Raw genomic sequence first — 15,910 nt, 5'->3', positions numbered from 1 at the left:
TCACTCCATGGCTGAAAGGATGGCATCTCGCGTGATGGGGGTGCGCCGCACCCGCACGCCGATGGCATCGAACACGGCATTGGCGATGGCCGCGGCCGTCGGCCCCTGCGAGGCCTCGCCCGCGCCCAGGGATGAGGTACCGGGCGTGGCACAAATCTCCACGTCCACGGCCGGCACCTCGGCGAAGGTGAGGATCGGATAGGTGGCCCAGGAGCGGGAGGTGATCCCCTCCCGGTCGAACCGCACCGCCTCCTTCAAGGTCCAGCTCGTGGCCTGGACCGCCCCGCCCTCGATCTGGTTGAGGACGCCGTCGCGGCTGATGACCTCGCCCACATCCACCGCGATGGTGAGGCGGCGCACCCGCACCTCCTCCTCGCAAAGGACATCCGCCACCACGGCGCAATAGGCACCCGTATTCTTGTAGCGGGCATAGGCGAGGCCCCGCCCGGTGCCGTCTCCCGCGCCTTGGCCGGAAGGCCAGCCGGAGCGGCGCGCAACCGCCTCCAGCACTGCAAGCGCACGCGGGTCTTTCAGGTGACGCAACCGGAAGGCGAGCGGATCTTCATCCCGCGCCCGCGCCAGCTCGTCCATCACCTGCTCGATAGCGAAGACATTGGCAAACGCGCCAAGCGCCCGCAGCGCAGACGTGCGCACCGGCATGGTCAGGAGCCGATGATTGGTGATGCGCCAGTCTGGAAAATCATAGAGTGGCACCGCATTGCGGTCGGAGCCGCCGCCGGTGGAGAGCGGCATATTGATGGAAACCGGCCGGGGAAAGCCCGCCGCCATTTCGCTCGCCGCCAAGAGGGTGGGCGTCGCCGCTCGGCCCGGGCGCAGGCTGTGGCCATTGCTCCACACATCGTGCCGCCAGGATACGACCTCGCCGTCGCCATCAAGGTCGACGCCGATCTCCACCGCCATGGCCGCGCCGAAGGGCGCGTTGGCCAGTTCGTCCTCCCGCGTCCACTGCACCCGCACCGGCTCACCGGGGCAGGCGCGCGCGAGAAGCGCGGCATCGAGCGCCACGTCGTCGGCGCCGTTGTGGCCATAGCAGCCGGCCCCCTCCACATGGTTCACCACCACCTGGTCGGGGGCGCGTGCGAAAGTGCGGGCGAGATCGGCGCGGAGCATGAAAATGCCCTGGCTGTGACTCCACACCTCCAGCCGGTCCCCCTCCCAGCGGGCCAGCGCGCAGCAGGGCGCGATGGAAGCATGGGCGATGAAGGGGCGGGAGAAGCGGCGCGTCAGCGTCTGCGCCACGGCCCGATCGGCGGGGCCTTCGCGGCGATCCACCAGCGTGGTCTCGCAGGGGGCGGCGCGCAGCCAACCTTCAAGCTCGGTCTCGTCGGGAAGGTCAACGCCTCCCTCCCATACGGCGCGCGCCTTCAGCCGCGCGGCGGCGCGGTCGACACTCTCCTCGGAGCCGCCAACCACGCCCAGGAAATTGCCGTCGCGCACGATCACCACATCGGGGGACAGATCGCCCAACTCATCCAGGCGTTCCAGCCGGGCGCCCGTGCGCGTGGGACGCACCACTCGGCCATGCCGCAGACCGGGCAGTCGCAAATCGTGGATGAAACGGGCGCGGCCGAACACCTTGTCGGGAACGTCCAGGCGGGGCAGATCCCCGCCCTCGCTCTTTGGCGCCGGCGACGGGCCGGCGCCCTCAAGGGTCGCGGGACGATCCAGCGACAGATCGGCTGCAAGGTCGAAATAGCTCACATGGCCATTGCCCGGCCCCCTGACGATACCGTCTTCCACACGGCAATCCTGCGGATCGACGCCCATCCGGGCCGCCGCCAACTCCACCAGCATCTGGCGCACCTCCCGCCCCACATGGCGCAAGGCGCGGCCACTGTCCTGCACCGACAGGCTGCCGGAGGTCACGCCTTCGTCGGGGCTGCGCACCGTGCTCGGCGGCACCATGCGGATACGGCCGCGCTCCACCTCCAGCGCATCGGCCGCGATGGTGGCGAGCGCGGTGAGGATGCCCTGCCCGATTTCCACCTTGCCGGGGCTCACATGAACCGTGCCATCGGGCGTCAGGCGCAGCCACTGGCCGAGTCTTGGATTGGCACGCAGGCTGCCGGGAAGCATGGGGCCGGTCATGCGCGCATCTCCCGTGCGGCGGCGAGGATGGCGCGCACCATCCGGTTATGGGCGCCGCACCGGCACAGGTTGCGCGCCAACGCGTGCCGCACCTCGTCCTCGGTGGGGTCGGGATTGGACGTCAGGAGCGCGGCAGCCGACATGATGATGCCGGAGGCGCAATAACCGCACTGCATCGCCTGTTCGGTCAGGAAGGCGGATTGGAGCGGATGGGGGCAGGCCTCGTCTCCCAACCCTTCCAGGGTGGTGACCTCCTTGCCTTCCACCGCCCAGAGCGGGGTGTCGCAGGCGGTGATGCAGGCGCCGTCCACCAGCACCCGGCAGGCGCCGCATTCCCCCTCGCCGCAGCCGAAGCGCGGGCCGGACAGGGCGAGCGCCCCGCGCAGCACACCGAGAAGACTGGTCTGCGGATCGGCCTCCACGGGCCGATCCGCGCCATTCACATGCAGGACAAGGGAGACCATCTGGGTCAGTCAGCCGTGATGTTGAACTTCTCGACCACGCCCCGCCACTTGGCGATATCGGCCTTCAGATAATCGTCGAACTGGGTGGGCGTCATGATCATGGGCACGGCGCCGGACTTGCCCCAGTCGACCTTCAGATCGGGATTGCTGAGATATTTGACGATCTCGGCATTCAGCTTGTCCACGATCTCACGCGGCGTGCCGGCGGGCGCCATGAAGCCGAGCCAGATGGAGGCCTGGTAGCCGGGCAGGCCGGCTTCCTCGGCGGTGGGCACGTTGGGCAGAACGGTGGAGCGGGTGGGGCCGGTGGTGGCGAGGGCGACCACCTTCCCCGCCTGAACCATGGGCGCCATGGTGGTCACGGCGTCCATCATCATCTGCACGTGTCCGCCGATGACGTTGTTGCGGGCATCGCCGCTGTTCTTGTGGGCGATGTGAAGCATGTCCGTGCCGCTCATGGCGCGGAACAGCTCGGTGGCCATGTGATAGGGCGTGCCCTGGCCCGAAGAGGCATAGGTGATCTTGCCCGGATTGGCTTTGGCGTAGGCGATGAAGTCCTTGAGTGTGCGGGCCTCCACCTGCGGGTTCACCACGATCACAAGGTCGGAATAATTGACCGGCGACACGCCCACGAAATCGCGCATCAGCTCATAGGGCTTCTTGCGCAGAAGAGATTCGTTGGCGGTCTGGGTGTTGGACATCATCAGCAGCGTGTAGCCATCCGCCGGTGCCTTGGCGGCTTCCGCCGTGCCGATCACCGAGCCGGCGCCGGGGCGATTTTCCACCACGAATGGCTGGTTGAACACCTCCTGGAGGCGCTGGCCGACGAGACGGGCATAAAGGTCGGCCGGGCCGCCCGGCCCGAAGGGCACGATGATCTTCACCGCGCGCGAGGGATAGGACGAGGCCGCATTCTGGGCCAGCGCAGGCGTGGCCAGGGCGAGCGCGGACAGGACGGCAAAGCCGTGTGCGAGGCGTTTCAGCATGGGAGACCTCCCTGAGGGATCACGGCCGGTTGCGGCCGATTGTTCTTGATAAGGAAAGTGGTCCTAAACGGAGCATTGAACCTTGCGGCGCGACAGTCGTGCCACCGCGCCGCACGTCATCAGTGGAACGGATTTTCCAGCGTGCCGAGGCCGGTGATAGCGCAGCGCACCACATCCCCGGATTTCAGGAATTTCGGCGGCTTGAAGCCGATCCCGACGCCCTGGGGTGTGCCCGTGGCTATGATGTCGCCGGGCTCCAGCGTGGAGCCGCCGGAAATGAACGCGATCAGAGTGGGGATGTCGAAGATAAGGTCCGACGTGTTGGCATCCTGCCGCAATTCCCCATTCACCCAGGACTGCACTTGCAGATTGGTGGCATCCACCTCGTCCGCAGTGGTGATCCAGGGGCCCATGGGGCAGAAGGTGTCCAGCGCCTTGCCCAGATACCACTGCTTGTGATTCTTCTGCCGGTCGCGGGCGGTCACATCGTTGACGATGGTGTAGCCGAAGATGTGGTCGAAGGCGTTCTCTTTGGCGATGTTGCGCCCGCCCTTGCCGATGATGAGCGCCAGCTCGACCTCGTAATCGATGGCGTCGGTGACGCCCGGATGGGTTTCCACCGTCGCGCCCGGACCCACCACGGTCGCCGGCGGCTTACTGAAGACGGCGGGATAGGGATCGATCTCGGCGCCCGCCACCGCACCGGCCTCGAAACCGGACTGGGCGAACTCCTTGGCATGCTCGCGGTAATTCTTGCCGACGCAGATGATGTTCCGGCTCGGTCGCGGAATGGGGGCGAGCAGGTGGACCTGCGACAAAGCGAGGGATTCGCCGGCGGCGGCGAGCGCATCCTGGTGCCCGTCCCAGCCTGCGATCAGCTCCAGCATGCCGCCCGCCTTGACGGGGCGGACGGTGCCGGCCTGCGCATCCACGACGCCCACCTGGGTGCGTCCCTGAAATTCAAACGTCGCCAGTTTCATGATTGGGCTTCTTTGGTCAACCAATTTATGGACATTGATGGATTGGTTGACTATAAGAACCCGAGACCTGTTGTACAGGGCAAATTTGATCCAACCATTTCCGCGAAGGGTGCGATATTGGTTGACCATTCTCGGATGAGCGCGCCGGCCGTCACCAAGCAATCAGCGCGTGTGCATGACTTCCTGTCCGCCGCCATCGCCGGCGGGGACTTCAGCCCCGGCGCCAAACTGCCCACCGAGCGGGCGCTCTCCGAAAAGCTGGGCGTGCCGCGCAGCGCGGTGCGCGACGGCCTGTCGGTGCTGGAGGCGCGCGGCCAAGTGGTGCGGATCGTCGGCAGCGGCACCTATGTGGCGGAAGCACAAAAGGCGCCGGTCATCGCCACGCCACCGCAGACAGGGCGGGATGCCAGCCCTGCGGACATCATGGCGGCGCGCCTCGTGGTGGAGCCCCGCCTCGCCGCATTGGTCGTCACCAATGCCACCAGCGCAGACCTGGAGAAGATCGACCAGTGCAATCGCGCCGCCGACCTCGCCGAGGATTTCGAGGCATTCGAGCATTGGGATGCGGCGCTTCACGAGGCGATTGCCCAGGCCACCCGCAATCCCCTCATCATCGACATCTATGGGGCCATCACTGGCGCCCGCGACCGCACCGAATGGGGCGACCTTAAGCGCCGCACCATCACGGCGGACCGCCGCGCGCTCTATTCGGTGGAGCACGGGGTGATGGTTGCTGCCTTGCGCGCCCGGGACGTGGCGGCGGCCGAAGCCGCCATCGCCGCCCATCTGCTTACCGTCCGACGGAACCTGCTGGGCGTCTGAGAACGGCACCGGCCTTTCCTTCCGGCGGCTTGCCCGCTAGAGACGCGCCAGGGATGGCCCGCTCAGCCGATGAGGCTTGGGCCTCTTTCTCCCCTCCCCCGTCGGTCGCCACGAGAAGGGCACCCGCCGCCCCCGTGCCAGGCCGGCCAACCCAAGGAAACGCTCCCATGGCCCGTATTCCCTACGGCAATCCGGATGCTCCGGACGTCAAGCCGCTGGTGGACCGCATTGTCGCCGAGCGCGGCAACCTGCTTCACCTCTACCAGATGCTCATTCACAGCGCGCCGGTGGCGGAAGGCTGGCTGAACCTGCTCACCGCCATCCGCCAGAAGGGCGTGCTGCCGGGCGGGCTGCGCGAGATGATCATCATCCGCATCGCGAGCCTCAACAACGCGCCCTACGAGGCCGACCAGCATGTGCCCATCGCGCTGAAGGAAGGCGTGCCGCAGGCGCAGCTCGACGCCCTCGCGAACTGGCGGGACAGCGCGCTCTTCTCGGGCAAGGAACGGGCGGTACTTGCCTATGTGGACGCCATGACCCGCCAGATCCAGGTGCCACAGGACGTTTTCGCCGCGGTCCGCGCCCATTTCGACGATCGGGAAATGGTGGAGCTGACCGCGACCATCGGCGCCTACAATATGGTCTCGCGCTTCCTGGAGGCGCTGGAAATCCACTCGCACGACAAGCGCTGAGCACCAGAGCCTTCAGGCGGCGAGGACGGATCTGTTCCGGCCCGCCGTCTTGGCCGCATAGAGCGCGCGATCGGCGCCATCCACGAGCAGGGCATAGTCTGGATGGCCGCCATAGACGGCAATGCCGATGGAAACCGTCACGCGGGTCTCGCTCTGATCGGGCAGGCGCAGGGGCGCACCTTCCAAGGTGGTGCGGATGCGCTCCGCGGCGGCCAGCGCCTCTTCCGCGCCTGTCTCAACCAAGGCGATAAGAAACTCCTCACCGCCATAGCGGAACACGAAGTCGCTGGCCCGCACGCAATAGAGCACGTGCTCGGCCACGTGCCGCAACACCACGTCGCCAACGCCATGGCCGTGACGGTCATTGATGGCCTTGAAGCAGTCCACGTCCAGCATCAGCACCGAGAAGGGCCGCCCCGACTTTGCGGCAATCGAGATCTCGCGGCTCAGGATGGTCGGCATGAAGCGCCGGTTGAGCGCGCGGGTCAGCGGGTCCCGCCCTGATTCGACGGCGGCGATGGACTGGAACATCTCGTTGAGGAGGAACTTCAACTCCTCCACGGTGCGCTGGAGCTGCGTCACCAGGGGCTGGAGATCGGGCCCGCCCAACGCCTTGGCTGCCTCGATGCGCGTGAGCATCTGGAGGTCAATCTTCCGTAAGCCTGCCACCAGATCGTCCAGGCCCTTGCGCCCGTCGAACAGCAGGCCTGCGCGATGCACCACCCACAGGCCGAAAGGTGACGCCGAGATGCGGCGCAAGGGGGCGCGCATGCCCGGCTCCAGAAGGGAGAACAGAAGCCCCTGGCTCCATTCCATCAATTCGGCCCGCTGGCGCTCATGTTCCAGCGTGATGTCCTGCCCGAGCTCAAACAGGCGGTAGGCCTCGTCCATCTGCGCCCGCTGCACAGAGCGCGCCATATAGGCGTCGGTCATGATGGCGACGGCGGCATCCACCCGCGCATTCATGACCCGGATGAGCGCCACCAGATGCGGCAGGGCCATGGGCAACGTCTCGAGGCGCGCCAAAAGCTCGATCTTGATGAGATTGGCCCCTTGCACCACCAGCGAGGGCGGGATGCGGATGCGCGCATGTACTTCGCCGATCTGGCGCTGCGCCGCCTCGTCCAGTTCCGGTTCCGAGAAAAGGGTAACGATCCAATGGCGAAGCGAATGCTTCAGCCGCTCTTCCACCATCTCGGAACTGAGAAACACCTGCGCCTGGAACTCATCCAGGAAGCGGGCATAGAAGCGACTCACAATGTCGTCGGCGCTGTCGTTGGCAAGGTGGGCGAGGGTTTGGCAAAGTTCGGCCCGGGAGGGCACCGCACTCTTGTTCATTCGCAATCGGCAGTTCGAATATGAAAAGGCTGAAGTTTGACCCTAGAGGCAGGGATGCACCGCAGCAATGCCGAATGCCACGCGCCCGCAAACAGAGACAGCAAAGATGGCTTTGCTGCGCTATTCGGCTTCTGTATATTTTCGGAGAAGATAAATGGCGGGAGTGACGGGGCTCGAACCCGCGACCTCCGGCGTGACAGGCCGGCGCTCTAACCAACTGAGCTACACCCCCGAAGCGACGGTGCGTTTGCGGCGCCGCGTCGGTGTGGCGCTTCGATAAGGCCCCCCAGGTTTCAAGTCAAGCCGGCCCCCTCTCGGAGTTTTCCGACCCTGTGCAAAACTTTCGCGACAGCGGCGGCGGACACTTTGCCCATCCGCACTGCGCGAGGCACCGTGCCGCATCGGATGCACCCTTTACGACCCACGGCTTTTCGGTGTCATACTCGCCACGCGCATGGTGCGCGGGATTGTCCCTCTTGAGAACGACGCATCCAGCCTGGAGAGCATGGACCGCCCTGGCGGCATCCTATCTGCTTGTCCTGCAGATGCTCATGGTGGGGCTGGCGACGCCTGCCCTCACGCTCGAATCGGCCGGCATCCTGTGCCAGGCGGCAGCGGGAGCTGATTCGGGTGACCCGCTTTCGCCAGGACCCCCTTCCGCCGATTGCTGCGTTCTCGGCTGCCCCATGTTCGGGCCGACAGTGGCGCCCCCGCCCGCACTTGCGGCACTACTCCCCTCGCTGGCGTGGCACACGGCCGAGCCGCAGGGCCGCGCGCTGCGGCTCGGTGCAGGCATCGGCGCCTCGCCTGCCCAGGCCCGCGCGCCTCCGTCCAAGGCCTGACCGCCTCTTTCGCAGTCATTCCCTTCCGACGGATGTGCCGCCGCTGGCGCCTCTTTGGCGTCCGGGTGGCCAAGGAGCCTTGCCATGAACTTTGTCGCTCGCGCGCGCCAGACCGCGCCCTATTCCCGCCTGCCCGCCCCGCTCGCCCGCCTCCTCCGGCGGCTTTATGTGGAAGAAGTGGTGGCCGCCTTCGCCTTTGCCGCCTTTGTGGTCACCTTTTCCGCCCAGGCGCTGCTGGCCCATGAGTTCAAGGTCGGCCCGATCGAGATCGACCATCCCTGGACCCGCGCAACGCCCGACGGTGCCAATGTGGCCGCCGGCTACATGACACTGAAGAATGCCGGCCATTCCGCCGATCACCTGGTGGGAGGCACCCTCGACGGGGTGCAGAAGGTGGAAATCCACGAGATGGCCATGAAGGATGGCGTCATGATCATGCGCCCGGTCACGGGCGGCGTGGAGATTCCCGCGTCCGGCTCTGTCACCCTGAAGCCTGGCTCCTATCACGTGATGTTCATCGGCCTCAGCCAGCCCCTGAAGCAGGGCACCAAGGTGAACGGAACCTTGACCTTCGAGAAGGCCGGGACAGTGCAAGTGCAATATGTGGTCGATGCGCTGGCTGCACAGAGCAGCGGGCACGACCACGGCAACATGCCGGCCACGGGCAAGTAAGGCCATGGCTCGGTTCAAGCCGTCCGGCCTGGTGCTGGCCGCGATGGCCGGCGGCCTGCTGATGCTGGGCGCCGGTTTCGCCATTCCCGAGATGGCGGGCGGGGCCGGCCCGCGTGCTACCGCCGGCTCCGCCACCGCCGCGCCTGCTGCCATCGGTGGCCCCTTCAAGCTCGCCTCCTCCAAGGGGGGCGTGCTGACCGACCAGGACCTGAAGGGCGCCCCCTTCGCCATCTTCTTCGGCTTCACCCACTGCCCGGAAATCTGCCCGACCAGCCTGTGGGAGATGTCCGAATCGCTGAAGCGGCTCGGCCCGGAGGCGGACAAGCTGAAGGTCCTGTTCGTCACCGTGGACCCCGAGCGCGACACGCCGGAGATTCTCGCCCGCTACCTCCAGTCCTTCGATCCGCGCATCATCGGGCTGTCGGGAACCCAGAAGGAGATGGAGGCCGCGGCCAAGGCCTATCGGGTCTATTGGCGCAAGGTCCCGACGTCCGATGGCGACTACACCATGGACCATACGGCGCTGATCTATCTGATGGATTCCAAGGGCGCCTATGAGGGCTTCATCGCCTACAAGGACGACGAGGCCACCCGCGACCGCAAGCTGCGCGCGTTGCTGGCGAAATCGGCGGGCCCGTCATGAGGGCCGAAGCCCGTTCCGCCCTGGCGGACCTCGCGGTCACCTTCGTGTCGGGCACCGCGGCGGGGGTGCTCTTCGCTGCCGGCGTGGAGGGCTTGGGTCTGACGGGGGCCATGGCCCTCGTCGACATCCGCGGCGACGGCATGGACTTGCGCGACGTCGCAGCCCTGGCCTGGATCTTCGGACAGATGGCGGTCCTTTGCCGCTTTGTGCTGCCGGTCATGATCCGGGCCTGAAGGGACGCCCTCGGGACACGGCGCAGCCGTGTCCCTTCGCTCCGGCCATGGCCGGTCATCAGTCCAATGCGAGGGAGAGGACGCATGCGCATCGTTCGCCTGGCCCCCGTTCCGCCTCAGCCCAAAACCGTCCGGGCGGTGCCGGTCGTCAGGGGATGCATCGAGAGCGGGGACCTGTTCCAGGGCGACCGCCGAATTCGCATCGCCCATGGAGATCAAGTCTACACACTGACACTCACAAGCAAGAATACGCTCATTCTGACGAAATAGGTTTCCTCATTACAGTTTTTCACCTTGATGCGATCCGCCTCAGGGAACGAGAACGCGTGCTCTGACGCGCTTTATTTCAACTCATTATCTAAGCATTACTTTCGTAAATTGTGGAAATACAGCTGCCATTCAGGCAATATTCTGCCATAGTTCGAGAGCGAACGCGCTCTCAGTCCCCTGGCCGCATGTGATCCTTCGCGGAAGCCTGCACGCCAGGGGCCTGGGACGGGCGGAACGGCGCCGGGGGACTCAAATGCAGGGCGGTCGGGCACGGGCGAAGACGAAGGCGGGCGTTCGCGCGTCCAGCCTCGCGCGCGCCCCGTTCGCCCTTCTGCCCCTCGTCCTGGCCTATGCGCTGGTGTTTCAGGTGGTCCTGGCGAGCGGCCTCATGGCCGCGCAGGCCGCCAATGCGTTCGATGCCGGGAGCCTTTGCCTTTCAACCGTTGGCGCCGGTGACCTCCAGGAGGGGGCCGAAGGGGCCTCCGATGGGGTGCCGCACGGCCCGCAAGCCGCCGTCCTCCACTGCCCGCTGTGCCTCTCGCGGGTGGACGCGGTGGTGCTTCCGCCACCCGCTCCGAACTTGCACATCGAGCGGCTCGCGACCCCCCTGCGATTCGAGCCGGGCCAGGCGCACCCGGTTCACATACCGGGGGATCGCCCCGGCTTTCGCCCGCGCGATCCCCCCGTTCGGGTCGCCTGAACCCAGCGGACGCGCCGGAACACGCCCTTCTTCCCGTTCAGCCAACGCCTTGCGCTTCGCGCAGGCGGCTGCCCGGCCGCGGCTGTCCCGATGCACCCTCCCCTTTCCTCTTTGCGCCGGCGCGCAGGTCCCGACGGGTACGCCCCCGCGACCAGCCGATGCCGCGCCCCAACCTTGCGGTTCGACATGACAGACTTCTGCCTTTCCCCCCTGCGCGGTGCCTTGCATCGAAGCACCGCCCTTGCCTCTCCCGGACACCTTCCTGTGGCGGCTCCCATGGCGCCGCTGGCCGTGCTCCTCCTGCTCCAGATCGCTTCCAACCCCGCCCACGCGCAAACGGCCGGCACGAGCGCGCCGCAGCCGGAGCTTCCAACCATCATGGTGACCACCACCAGCACCGGCGGCAGCGGCGGTCGGGGCGCGGGGCTCGCCCCCTTCACCCCTATCGACACGTCGACCCTCTCCGCTGACGAGGCGGCGCGGGCGACCCTCTTCACCAGCGATTCCGGCTCGCTCGTCTCCAGGCTTCCCGGCGGCGCCGCCTGGGGCGCTGGCGGCGTTTCGAGCTTGCCCATGGTGAACGGCATGGGCGCGGACCGCGTCCAGGTCGCCATCAACTCCATGATCTTCTCGCCGGCCTGTCCCAACGAGATGAATCCGCCTTTGTCCTATGTGAACCCGGCCCAGATCTCGAAGGTGAAAGTCTATACCGCCACCGCGCCGGTCAGCGCCGGCGGCGACTATACGGGAGCGCGGGTGGATGTGTCCCTTGCCCCTCCCGCCTTCACGCCGGGACAGGCGGTGAAGGTGACCGGCAGCGTCTCAGGCTTCTATCGCGGCAACGGCAATGGCTACGGCGCCGACGTGAACGCCACCGCCTCAAACGAGGACGCCAGCGTCACCTATACGGGCGGCTGGGTGCGCGCCAGCGACTACACGTCCGGCAACGGCACCGTCATCAAGTCCACCATGTATGAGACGCAGAACCACGCGCTCAGCATTTCCAAGAAGCTGGCGAATGACGGACTTCTGACGGTCCAGGTGGGCGGACAGTTCATCCCCTACCAGGGCTATGTGAACCAGTACATGGACATGGTCGACAACAAGTCGGTGTTCGTGAACGGGGCCTATGAGGGCAATTTCGACTGGGGCAAGCTGGAGGCGACCGCCTTCGCCAACAATGTCCGCCACACCATGGGCTTCATCCAGCCGGACAAGACCGGCGACATGCCCATGGATACCCGCAGCACCGACATGGGCTATACGGTGAAGGGCACCATCGCCGCTAGCGCCATCGACGTGGTGCGGGTCGGCAACGACCTCTTCTACAACAATCTCGACGACTGGTGGCCGCCCGTCGACGGCTCGATGATGATGGGACCCAACACCTTCATCAACATCAATAACGGCCAGCGCCTGCGGTTCGGCTACTATGCCGAGTGGCAGCGGCAGGTGAATGCCCAGTGGTCCACCATCATCGGCCTGCGCAACGACATCGTCTGGATGAATACGGGCGACGTCCAGGGCTATAATGAAATGATGTACGGCGCCAACGCCGCCGCCTTCAACGCCCTCAGCCACCAGCGCACCGACTTCAACATCGACGGTTCCGCCATCGTCCGCTACGAGGCCAATGCCTTCTCGCTCTATGAGTTCGGCCTTGCCCGCAAGACGCGCTCGCCCAACCTCTACGAGCGCTATGCTTGGTCCACCAATGCCATGGCCATGGACATGATCGGCTGGTTCGGCGACGGCAACGGCTATGTGGGCAATATCGACCTGGTGCCCGAGAAGGCCCACACGGTGAGCTTCACCGCCGACTGGCACGACCCCGCCAACAAGGTGTGGCAGCTGCGCGTCTCGCCTTATTACTCCTATGTGCAAGACTATATCGATGTGCAGCGCTGCGCCCTGCCCGGCTGCCTCTCCAGCCTGCCGAACAATCTCACCGCGCAGAACACCTTTGTGTTCCTGCAATTCGCCAATTTCGATGCCTGGCTCTATGGCGTGAACATCGACGGCAAGCTGGCGCTGTGGGACGACCGCACCTATGGCCAGGGCACCTTCCGGGGCGCCCTCAACTTCGTGCGCGGCCAGCGCACCGACGGCATCAACCTCTACCACATGATGCCCGTCAACGCGACGTTGGCGCTCGACCATAAGCTGGGCAACTGGAGCTCCAGCTTCGAGGTGCAGTTGGTGGGGGCAAAGACGCTGGTGAACGAAGTGCGTAACGAAGTGGAAACGTCCGCCTATGCGCTTCTCAACTTCCGTACCAGCTACCAGTGGAACCAGGTCAACATCGCGTTCGGCATCGATAACATTCTCGATACTGAATATGATCTGCCACTGGGTGGCGAAAATCTCGTGAACTACCAGGTCTCATCCATGATGGGGACATCGCCTGCCTGGGGCTATCCGGTGGCCGGCCCCGGCCGGTCCATCAATACGCGGGTGACGGTCTCCTTCTGACCGTCCGCTTCAGCCGGCCGGGACCCGTCCCGGCCGGACTTTCATGGCACGCGCTTCTTTTCCAGCTTCCGAGCCAGGGTCCGCCGGTGCATGCCGAGGCGCCGCGCCGTCTCGGAAATGTTGAAGTCCGTCTCGGCCAGCGTCTGGTGGATGCGCTCCCATTCCAGATTCTTCAGCGACGTTGGACGGGCGGTGACGGCGATGGTCTCGTCTCCCTCCGCGCGCCCGAAGGCGGCCTCGATGTCGTCCGTATTGGCGGGCTTGGCGAGATAGTGGCAGGCCCCGAGCTTGATCGCCTCCACCGCCGTGGCGATGCTGGCAAAGCCGGTGAGGACCACGATGCGGCAGGCATCGTTATGCGCGTTCAGGAGCTTGACGCATTCCAGGCCCGAGCCGTTGGCGAGCTTGAGGTCCACCACGGCAAAATCGGGGCTGGCGTCTTCGATGAGGTCCCGTACGCCCTCGATGCTGTCGCAAACGCGCACCTCATAGGCGCGCCGCTCGAACGACCGCCGCAGCGCCTTGGCAAGGGTTTCGTCGTCCTCGACGATCAGAAGAAGGCCGTTAGTGTCCATGGGCCCCTCCGGGCGACAGGGCGGCGAGCGGAAAGGTGAGGGTGACGCACGCGCCGTTCAGCTCATTCCGTACCGTAACGCGCCCTCCGAGCTTGCGGATCACATTCATGACAAGGAACAGCCCAAGCCCCCCGCCGGTTCGGTTCTTGGTGGAGCGGTAGGGCTTGCCAATTTCTTCCAGCATCTCCGGCGGGAACCCAGACCCGGCATCGCGCACGGCCACGATGAGGTCGCCCCCCTCTTCCTCCGCCGTGACGCTGACCCAGTCGGGCGATGCCTCCAGGGCATTGTCGAAGACGTTGAAGATCACCTGCTTCAGCGCGGTGTCGGAGATGATGGGATCGGCGCTGCGCACAAGGTTGCGGAAGTCGAGCATGGGCGGCGAGCGGCTCACCCGCCATTCGGCCACCACTTCGTCGATGAAGCCAGACGCGGTGGTGCGTTGTGTGCCCTCCCCACGCGCCTCGCCGGACGAAAGAAGGATGCCAGATACGATGGCCTTGCAGCGCCCGATCTGGCTCTGCATTTCGGTGATTTCCTCGGTCAGGTCCGGATCTCCCGCAATCCCAGGCATGCGCCGCCAGTCATTCAGGATGACGGAGATGGTGGACAGCGGCGTCCCCAGTTCGTGCGCAGCGCCCGACGCCAGGAGCCCCAGGCGCACGATATGGTCCTCCTCGGCCGAGCGCTGGCGCAGGTCGGCGAGATGGGCGTCGCGGTCCCGCAGGTTGCGGCTGATCTGATTCAGGAACAGAACCAGCAGGGATGCGGTGAGCACAAAGCACACGAACATGCCCTGCACCTGGAGTTGCTGAAGGCTCTCGTCGAGGCCCAGCGGCAGGATCAGCGGCATATAGGCCCGCGTCAGCCACACGAAGCAGCCCGCTGCGGCAGCGGCCAGGATCCAGGCGGCCCAAGCCTCCAGAAGCACCGCGCCGAGACCCACCTGGAGCAGAAAGAGCGAAATGAAGGGGTTGGTGATGCCTCCGCTCAGATAGAGCTGGACTGTCAGCGCAGTCACATCAAGGAGCAGCTCAATGAGCAGTTCCATATTGGTGACCACCCCCTGGCGCTGGTGACGCCACACGCTCACCAAATTGAGCGCCGCGAGGAAGCCCAGGACGGACGCCATCTCCAGCAGCGGCAAGTGGATGCGGTACCACAACTCGGCCACCAGGATGGTCACCACCTGCCCAGCCGCCGCGATCCAGCGCAGCTGGATCAGCAACAGCAGGTTCTTCTTGCCCTCCATGTCCGGGGGAGAAAGAGGCATAGGCTGGTGCACGCGGGTTAGAGGTCGGCGAAGGGATGTCCCAGGCCCTTATAGACCGGATGCCATTGTTTTCGAGCCGGCGGTGTTTTCTGCCCAGAGGGGACGCTCAGATCCGCCGCCGCCAGAGAAATACGGCCGCGCCCACGCAGAGCAGAGCCATGGCGAACCAGGTCAGGGCATAGACGAGGTGATTGTCCGGGAAGGTGACGACCGTCAGCCCGCCAACCGGGAAGCGGCCGGGAGGGAGTGTGGCATCAGCGTCGATGAAATAAGGCGCGCGGGGTCCAAGGTTGCGGGCGGCGGCGATGGCGGCCACATCGCGGGAGAACCAGCGGTCGCCCACCGGATCGTTGGCGCGCAGGAAGCCGCCCCCCGGCTCGGTGAGACGCAGGAGGCCCGTGACGGTCACTTCGCCCGCTGGCTCGGGATTGGTCCGCACGGCCGGATCCTTCCACGCGCCGGGCACATAGCCGCGATTGACGAGGACGGTGAAGCCGCTGCTGGTCTCGAACGGCACCACGAGCCAGAAGCCGGGGCCGAGCGCGGTCACCGCCTGAACAAGCGCAACCTTCCCAGGCACGAAGCGGCCGCGCGCGGTCACGCGCAGATATTCGGACGCCTCGGGGGAGATATGCGGCCAGGCCTCTGGCCCGGGTGCCGGCACGGCGGGCGCATGAATGCGCGCATCCACCCGGGCGATCAGATCGTGCTTCCAGGCCCGCCGCTCCACCTGCCAGAGGCCGAGGCCGCTGAAGAGCGCGGCCGCCACCAAGAGGAAGAGGCAGAACGCCACCGGCCGGCGACGGGGAGACGGAGACGGACCGGGGGACGCTTTGCCC

16 protein-coding genes and 1 tRNA gene are annotated in these 15,910 nt (G+C 66.0%); 8 read left to right on the top strand and 9 right to left on the bottom strand.

Features of this window, described 5'->3' with window-relative positions; genetic code table 11:
* From J5J86_RS17335 to J5J86_RS17320, 4 genes are all read right to left on the bottom strand, one after another.
* The gene (locus J5J86_RS17335; RefSeq protein WP_209100223.1) at window positions 1-2,109 is read right to left on the bottom strand and encodes a xanthine dehydrogenase family protein molybdopterin-binding subunit; all 2,109 of its coding nucleotides are present in this window, start codon (window positions 2,107-2,109) and stop codon (window positions 1-3) included.
* The gene (locus J5J86_RS17330; protein ID WP_209100221.1) at window positions 2,106-2,573 is read right to left on the bottom strand and encodes a (2Fe-2S)-binding protein; all 468 of its coding nucleotides are present in this window, start codon (window positions 2,571-2,573) and stop codon (window positions 2,106-2,108) included. Before J5J86_RS17330 ends, J5J86_RS17335 begins: the two co-directional genes overlap by 4 nt.
* A 5-nt stretch (window positions 2,574-2,578) precedes the next feature.
* Complete coding sequence (locus tag J5J86_RS17325) at window positions 2,579-3,559, bottom strand: tripartite tricarboxylate transporter substrate binding protein (protein WP_209100219.1); 981 nt, start codon at window positions 3,557-3,559, stop codon at window positions 2,579-2,581.
* A gap of 119 nt (window positions 3,560-3,678) precedes the next feature.
* Window positions 3,679-4,539 (bottom strand): fumarylacetoacetate hydrolase family protein, encoded by an 861-nt coding sequence (locus tag J5J86_RS17320; protein ID WP_209100217.1) that lies wholly within the window; start codon window positions 4,537-4,539, stop codon window positions 3,679-3,681.
* A 135-nt stretch (window positions 4,540-4,674) separates the two neighbouring features.
* Between J5J86_RS17320 and J5J86_RS17315 the strand changes: the two genes are divergently transcribed.
* Entirely contained in the window at window positions 4,675-5,361 is a 687-nt protein-coding gene (locus tag J5J86_RS17315) for a FadR/GntR family transcriptional regulator (protein ID WP_209100215.1), read from the top strand.
* 167 nt (window positions 5,362-5,528) lie between these two features.
* The gene (locus J5J86_RS17310) at window positions 5,529-6,053 is read left to right on the top strand and encodes a carboxymuconolactone decarboxylase family protein (RefSeq protein WP_209100213.1); all 525 of its coding nucleotides are present in this window, start codon (window positions 5,529-5,531) and stop codon (window positions 6,051-6,053) included.
* 12 nt (window positions 6,054-6,065) lie between these two features.
* Here the strand turns inward: J5J86_RS17310 and J5J86_RS17305 are convergent, their stop codons facing one another.
* On the bottom strand, window positions 6,066-7,391 hold the full coding sequence (locus tag J5J86_RS17305; RefSeq protein WP_209100211.1) for a GGDEF domain-containing protein: 1,326 nt from the start codon (window positions 7,389-7,391) through the stop codon (window positions 6,066-6,068).
* Window positions 7,392-7,546: 155 nt separating this feature from the next.
* Window positions 7,547-7,623: transfer RNA gene (locus J5J86_RS17300), tRNA-Asp, on the bottom strand.
* A 694-nt stretch (window positions 7,624-8,317) separates the two neighbouring features.
* Here J5J86_RS17300 and J5J86_RS17295 point away from each other — a divergent pair.
* From J5J86_RS17295 to J5J86_RS17270, 6 genes are all read left to right on the top strand, one after another.
* Window positions 8,318-8,905 carry a copper chaperone PCu(A)C gene (locus tag J5J86_RS17295; RefSeq protein ID WP_209100209.1) on the top strand — a complete coding sequence of 196 codons (588 nt, stop codon included), beginning with the start codon at window positions 8,318-8,320 and terminating at the stop codon, window positions 8,903-8,905.
* Between the two features lie 4 nt (window positions 8,906-8,909).
* Window positions 8,910-9,548, top strand: coding sequence for an SCO family protein (locus tag J5J86_RS17290; protein ID WP_446698624.1), 639 nt, complete (start codon window positions 8,910-8,912; stop codon window positions 9,546-9,548).
* Window positions 9,545-9,781: a hypothetical protein gene (locus J5J86_RS17285; protein WP_209100207.1), complete on the top strand. Its 237-nt coding sequence runs from the start codon at window positions 9,545-9,547 to the stop codon at window positions 9,779-9,781. The genes J5J86_RS17290 and J5J86_RS17285 overlap by 4 nt, the downstream gene beginning before the upstream one ends.
* Window positions 9,782-9,847: 66 nt before the next feature.
* Window positions 9,848-10,051: a hemin uptake protein HemP gene (locus tag J5J86_RS24690; RefSeq protein ID WP_446698623.1), complete on the top strand. Its 204-nt coding sequence runs from the start codon at window positions 9,848-9,850 to the stop codon at window positions 10,049-10,051.
* Window positions 10,052-10,304: 253 nt separating this feature from the next.
* Window positions 10,305-10,751, top strand: coding sequence for a DUF2946 family protein (locus tag J5J86_RS17275; RefSeq protein ID WP_209100203.1), 447 nt, complete (start codon window positions 10,305-10,307; stop codon window positions 10,749-10,751).
* A gap of 186 nt (window positions 10,752-10,937) precedes the next feature.
* A complete protein-coding gene (locus tag J5J86_RS17270; RefSeq protein ID WP_209100201.1) occupies window positions 10,938-13,223 on the top strand; it encodes a TonB-dependent receptor in 2,286 nt (761 codons plus the stop codon).
* A 41-nt stretch (window positions 13,224-13,264) separates the two neighbouring features.
* On the opposite strand, the gene J5J86_RS17265 is transcribed toward J5J86_RS17270, so the two are convergent.
* The 3 genes from J5J86_RS17265 to J5J86_RS17255 form a co-directional block, all read right to left on the bottom strand.
* Window positions 13,265-13,798 carry a response regulator transcription factor gene (locus J5J86_RS17265; protein WP_209100199.1) on the bottom strand — a complete coding sequence of 178 codons (534 nt, stop codon included), beginning with the start codon at window positions 13,796-13,798 and terminating at the stop codon, window positions 13,265-13,267.
* Entirely contained in the window at window positions 13,788-15,071 is a 1,284-nt protein-coding gene (locus J5J86_RS17260; RefSeq protein ID WP_209100197.1) for an ATP-binding protein, read from the bottom strand. Before J5J86_RS17260 ends, J5J86_RS17265 begins: the two co-directional genes overlap by 11 nt.
* Window positions 15,072-15,177: 106 nt before the next feature.
* A complete protein-coding gene (locus J5J86_RS17255) occupies window positions 15,178-15,864 on the bottom strand; it encodes an SURF1 family protein (protein ID WP_247657669.1) in 687 nt (228 codons plus the stop codon).
* Window positions 15,865-15,910: the final 46 nt, after the last annotated feature.

The organism is Aquabacter sp. L1I39 (assembly GCF_017742835.1).
Classification (GTDB): domain Bacteria; phylum Pseudomonadota; class Alphaproteobacteria; order Rhizobiales; family Xanthobacteraceae; genus L1I39.
Note: the sequence above shows the minus strand (reverse complement) of the source record. Positions and strands in the feature narration are given on the sequence as shown.